General features: G+C 72.1%; 4 protein-coding genes and 1 pseudogene. 1 reads left to right on the top strand and 4 read right to left on the bottom strand.

The window, feature by feature from the left end; all coding sequences use genetic code 11:
* The 4 genes and pseudogenes from AB0C29_RS31290 to AB0C29_RS31275 all read right to left on the bottom strand — a co-directional run.
* A pseudogene (locus AB0C29_RS31290) lies at positions 1-218 on the bottom strand (hypothetical protein); the annotation flags it as partial.
* Positions 208-1,458 carry a type III PLP-dependent enzyme gene (locus AB0C29_RS31285; protein ID WP_360827692.1) on the bottom strand — a complete coding sequence of 417 codons (1,251 nt, stop codon included), beginning with the start codon at positions 1,456-1,458 and terminating at the stop codon, positions 208-210. The pseudogene AB0C29_RS31290 and the gene AB0C29_RS31285, both read right to left, overlap by 11 nt.
* A gap of 41 nt (positions 1,459-1,499) precedes the next feature.
* Positions 1,500-3,458: an EAL domain-containing protein gene (locus tag AB0C29_RS31280; RefSeq protein WP_360827689.1), complete on the bottom strand. Its 1,959-nt coding sequence runs from the start codon at positions 3,456-3,458 to the stop codon at positions 1,500-1,502.
* A 75-nt stretch (positions 3,459-3,533) separates the two neighbouring features.
* Positions 3,534-4,271 (bottom strand): hypothetical protein, encoded by a 738-nt coding sequence (locus AB0C29_RS31275; RefSeq protein WP_360827686.1) that lies wholly within the window; start codon positions 4,269-4,271, stop codon positions 3,534-3,536.
* 203 nt (positions 4,272-4,474) lie between these two features.
* On the opposite strand from AB0C29_RS31275, the gene AB0C29_RS31270 reads away from it, so the two are divergent.
* Positions 4,475-5,520 (top strand): glycoside hydrolase domain-containing protein (locus tag AB0C29_RS31270; protein WP_360827683.1); only part of this gene is annotated, 1,046 nt, incomplete at its 3' end.

The raw sequence follows: 5,520 nt of genomic DNA, 5'->3' as shown, positions 1-5,520 counted from the left end.
CCGATGAGCATCGCGGCGTTGTAGAGGGCGGCCTCGGCGAGACCGCCCCGGGAGACGGCCAGCAGCACCAGGACCGTCCAGCCCAGCGCCATGCCGAACGAGTCGATGACGCCGGACACCACGAGCTCGCGTACCCGGCCGGCGCGGCGCAGGCCGACCGGTCCGACGCGGCGGTGCCCGCCGCTCCTGGGCTCACGCCGCTTGTGGTCAGTGACCACCGGAGGTTCCGGACCGGACCAGCTCATCCGTCAGCTCCCGCAGGTCCGGCTCGCCGGTGCCGCCGCCGACGAACAGCGGCGTGGGTGGCGCGAAACCGTTGAAAGCAGAGGCGTAGCTGAGGGTGTAGGCACCCGCCGAGCCGATGTAGACGACGTCGCCCACGTCGATGCCGGCCGGCAGCTCGACGCCGTGGAACATCGTGTCGGAGCTGTCGCAGCTGGGACCGGTGATGGTGAAGGGCAGCGTGGCGACCTCACCGTGACCGGGCACGGACGACCAGATCGGGTAGTCCCAGCCGGTCGGCACCTGGATCGTCTCCATCATGCCGTTGTAGGCGCCGACGTCGACGAACAGCCAGTCGCGGCCGCCGCGGACCTCCCGGCCGATCACCCCGACGGCCATGACCGCGGCCTCGGCGACCAGGTGCCGGCCGGGCTCGGCGACGAGCAGTTCCGGCCGGTACGGCAGCAGCTCGGCCAGCGCGGGCAGCACCATGGCGCCGATCTCCCCGATCGAGGGCACGTCGGCCTGGTAACGGGCGGGGAAGCCGCCACCGAGGTCGATCATGTCGAGCCGGATGCCGTCGTCGAGCAGGTCGGCCATGATCGCCCCGGTCGCGCCGAGGGCGTGCCGCCAGGCGGCCGCGTTGCCGCACTGCGAGCCGACGTGGAAGGTGATCCCGTACGGGCGCAGCCCCAGCCGCCGGGCGAGCACCAGCAGGTCACGGGCCTCGGGCAGCTCGGCGCCGAACTTGCGCGACAACGGGAACGAGCTGGCGGTGTCGTCCACCAGCAGCCGCAGGTAGACGGCGCTGCCCGGGGCGTGCTCGGAGATCTTGCGCAGCTCGTTGGCCGAGTCGAAGCTGAAGCGCCACAGCCCGGCGGCGTGCGCGGCGGCGATGTGCCCCGGCGCCTTGACCGGGTTGCTGAAGAGCACGCCGGCCGGGTCGACGCCGAGGCGCTCCAGCATCCTCAGCTCACCCAGCGAGGCGACCTCGAAGCTCGCGCCGTGGTCCCGCAGGGTCGCGAGGATCTCCGGCGAGGGGTTGCACTTCATGGCGTAACACGGCAGCACGCCCGGCAGCGCCGCGGTGAACGCCGACAGCCGGTCCACGACGGTGTCGAGATCGGTGACCAGGTACGGGGTGGGCATGTCGATGACCTCGAGGCAGTGCGGGGACAGCGCGGCGGGCCACTGGGCCGGGAGCTGAGCGCGGGTGCCGGTGAGGGCGGCGGTCATGCGGACTCCTGAACTGTGGTGGGGGTTGGGGGTACGGGGGATCAGGCCGGGGCCGGCTGGGCGCCGGCCCCTTCGAGCAGCAGGCGGCCGGCCTCACCGGCGGGCACCGGGCGGGAGAAGTAGAAGCCCTGGGCGAACGTGCAGCCCATCTCCCGCAGCGCGGCGAGCTGGCCGTACTCCTCGATGCCTTCGGCGACCGTGGACATGCCCAGGCTCTGGCCGAGCTGGACGATCGTGCCGGCCAGCGCGGCGTCGTCGGCCTGCTCGCCGAGCCGCTCCACGAAGGAGCGGTCGATCTTGAGCGTGTCCACCGGGAACCGGCGCAGGTAGGCCAGCGAGGAGTAGCCGGTGCCGAAGTCGTCGATCGCCAGCGTCACGCCGAGGGCCTTGAGCCGGACCAGCTGGGCCAGGTTGTCCTCGGTGTCGGTCATCAGCACGCTCTCGGTCATCTCGAGGCAGAGCTGGTCGGCCGGCATGCCGGTCTCGGTCAGCACCTCGCGGACGACGGCGGGCAGGTCGCTGCGGTCGAACTGGCGTACCGACACGTTGACGGCCATCTTGACCGGGCGGCGGCCGTCGCGCGCGGACCACTCCATGGCCTGGCGGCAGGCCTCGTGCAGCACCCAGCGGCCGAGCGGCACGATCAGCCCGGTGGCCTCGGCGATCGGGATGAAGTCGAGCGGGTTGATCATCCCGCGGGTCGGGTGCTGCCAGCGCACCAGCGCCTCGAAGCCGATGACCCGGCTGTCGGCCATGTCGATGGTCGGCTGGTAGTGCAGCCGGAGCTCGCCGCGCTCCAGGGCCAGGCGCAGGTCGGCCTCCAGCTCCAGGCGCTCGACCAGGCCGGCCAGCATCCGCGGGTCGTAGCTGGCGAAGCCGCTGCCACCCGTGCCCTTGGCCTTGTACATGGCCAGGTCGGCGTTGCGCATGAGCTGCTCGGCGTCGTCGGCGTGCCCGGCCCCGGCCGCACCCTCGCCGAGGGCGGTGTACGCGGCCAGCCCGATGCTGCCCCGTACGTGCAGGTCACGGTCGCCGACGCGGAATGGCTCGTGCAGCTCGTCGACGATGCGCTGGGCCACGAGCTCGGCCTCACCCTGGCCGAGCGCCGAGCGGATCAGCACCGCGAACTCGTCGCCGCCGAAGCGGGCCACCACGTCGCCGTCGCGCACCGAGGCGGTCAGCCGGTCGGCCACCCGGACCAGCAGCTGGTCGCCGGCCAGGTGCCCGAGGCTGTCGTTGACCTCCTTGAAGCCGTCCAGGTCGAGGAAGAGCACGGTGACGTCGTCGTCGTCCTCGCCGCGCTGCTCCAGCGCCTCGGCCACCCGCTCGCGGAACAGGGCGCGGTTGGCCAGCTGGGTCAGCGCGTCGTGGTACGCCTCGTGCACGAGCTGTTCCTGGAGCTCTTTGCGCTCGCTGATGTCGCGGGTGTTGAGCACCAGGCCGCCGACGTTGGGGTCGCCGAGCAGGTTGGTCACGGTGATCTCGGCCTGGCGCAGCCGCTGGTCGAGGTGCGGCAGGGTCAGCTCCAGCACGGTGGTCGCGTACGGCCGCGCGCTCACCGAGCGCAGCGCGTCCAGCAGCCGGGCGGCCGACTCGGGGCTGAACCGTTCGGTGAGGTCGCGGCCGGTGAGCATGGCCGGGGTGTAGCCGAAGACCCGCTGCACGGACTCGCTCTGGTACAGCACCACGGCGTCGGTGCCGACCACGGTCACCACGTCGGAGCTGTGCTGCACGAGCGCGTGGAAGCGCTGCTCGCTGGCGTACAGCTCGGCGGTGCGGTCGGCGACGCGGGTCTCCAGGTTGCGGGTCAGGCCGCGGTTCTCCAGCAGCGTGAGCAGCTGCCGGCCGACGATCAGCAGGATCAGCGCCGAGCGGGTGTACGCCACGAACGGGGTGGCCTGCCCGGTGCGGGCGAACCAGACGATGCTGGTGGCCAGCGCGGCGAGCACGGCCACGTACGGCAGCAGCACCCCGAACGGCTGGCCACCCTCGCCGTCCACCGGTGCCGGCTCGGCCGGGTCAGCCGTTCCGAGCGGCTTGGCCGCGGCGAGCAGGATCAGCGAGAAGCCCGCGAATCAGCCGATGTCGGTGCCGCTGCCGGACGCGTAGGCCCCGGTCAGGTTGAGGTAGGCGTACCCGATGTCGGAGGCCGCGAAGGCGACGATGCCGGCCGCGACCAGCGCGAGGTGGGCGAAGTCGCGGCCGCGGCGGCGCTGCAGCGCCAGCATGTAGACCACGATCGTCACCATGACGATGTCGCCGAGCGGGTAGGCGAGGCTGAGGTAGAGCGCGAGGACGCTGTCGCCGCCGGCCTTGATCAGCGGCTCGATGACCACGAACCAGGCGATCAGCACCAGCGAGACGGCGACCATCAGGCCGTCGAGCACGCTGCGGGCCCGGTTGGCCAGGGTCTGGGTGGCGACCGGCAGCACCAGCAGGCCGGCCGAGGTCAGCAGGATCATGCCGAGGTAGCCGATGTCGGCCTGCGACGGCAGCGGCACCGAGCCGGTGAACGTCTCCAGCCAGACCGCGCAGCCCTGGCCGGCCCCCCAGGACAGCACGCCCAGGCCGAGCAGGGCCCAGCCGGCCCGTACCCGGCCCCGCAGTGCCGCGGCGCGGAACAGACAGGCCAGGGCGGCCGAGGCGGCGGCGGCACAGAGTCCGAGGTTGGAGATGAGCTGTGAGGTGTCCGCCCCGCCGATCCCGGTGCTGAGGACAACGCCGAAGGTGGCGACGACGACTGCGACGGCCACGCAGAGCCGTGCCCAGCGGTGGACGCCGCGCGGCGTCGGCGGTGCTGTGCTGGCTGCCATCAGACTCATCTCCGGTTCGCTCGGCCCCCGGGGCAGGGTGGTCGTAACTGCCGTGATCGGGTGGCGGTGGTGCGGACCTGAGAGGTTCGCCCAGATGGCCGGGTGCAATTCGGGTGCCCGATGACTCCGTTTCATTGACACGCGTCTTTGCTGCGTGACAACGTTGTCACGTGACGATGACGTCGTTGACCGGAGGTTTACCGATGACCCGTCGGCTCCTGGCGGCCCTGCTGCTGGTCGTTTCCGTCGGCACCGCGAGCCCCGCCCAGGCCCGGGCCGCCGCCGCCGCGGAGGATCCCGTCGAGCTGGTGCACCCGTTCGTCGGCACGCAGAACTTCGGCAACACCTTCCCCGGCGCCAGCGCGCCGTTCGGGATGGTGCAGGTCAGCCCGGACACCGGCGGCCAGGGCGGCTACGACTACCAGCAGGACAGCATCTACGGCTTCAGCCAGACCCACCTGTCCGGGGTCGGCTGCGGCGTCGCCGGCGAGCTGCCCATGCTGCCCACCACCGGTGCGGTCACCACCGCGGACCCGAACCAGTACCGCTCGCCGTTCTCGCACGACGACGAGGACGCCGAGCCCGGCTACTACCGGGTCGGGCTGACGAAATACCAGACCACCGCGGAGCTGACCGCCACCGCGCGCACCGGCTGGCAGAAGTACACCTTCCCGGCCACCGGGGCGGCCAACGTCCTGTTCAACACCGGTAAGGCCAACCAGAACGTCTTCGACTCCGAGATCCACGTCGTCGGCGACCGGACCGTCGAGGGCCGGGTCCGGGCCGGCAACTTCTGTGCCGGTAAGGACGACCACACCGTCTACTTCACCGCCAGCTTCGACCGCCCGTTCGCCGCCACCGGCACCTGGCGCGGCTCGGCGCTCTCGCCCGGCGGTCGGGACGCGGCCGGCTCCGGCGGCAACGGCGCCTGGGTCACCTTCGACACGAGCCAGGACCGCGAGGTGGTGGTCAAGGTCGGGCTCTCCTACACCGGCCTGGCCGGCGCCCGGCAGAACCTGACCGCCGAGACCGCCGGCTCGTACGACTTCGCCGCCACCCGGGCCGCCCTGCGCGCCCGCTGGGCCCAGGAGCTGGACCGGATCTCGATCGGCGGCGGAACGGCCGACCGGCGCAGCGTCTTCTACACCGCGCTCTACCACTCGCTGCTGCACCCGAACCTGGCCGGCGACGTCGACGGCCGGTACGTGGGCTTCGACCGCCAGGTGCACACCGCCGAGGGGTACACGCC

Origin of the sequence: Actinoplanes sp. NPDC048791, assembly GCF_040650095.1 — a bacterium.
Lineage (GTDB): Bacteria > Actinomycetota > Actinomycetes > Mycobacteriales > Micromonosporaceae > Actinoplanes.
This window is presented reverse-complemented; position numbering and strand designations above follow the sequence as displayed.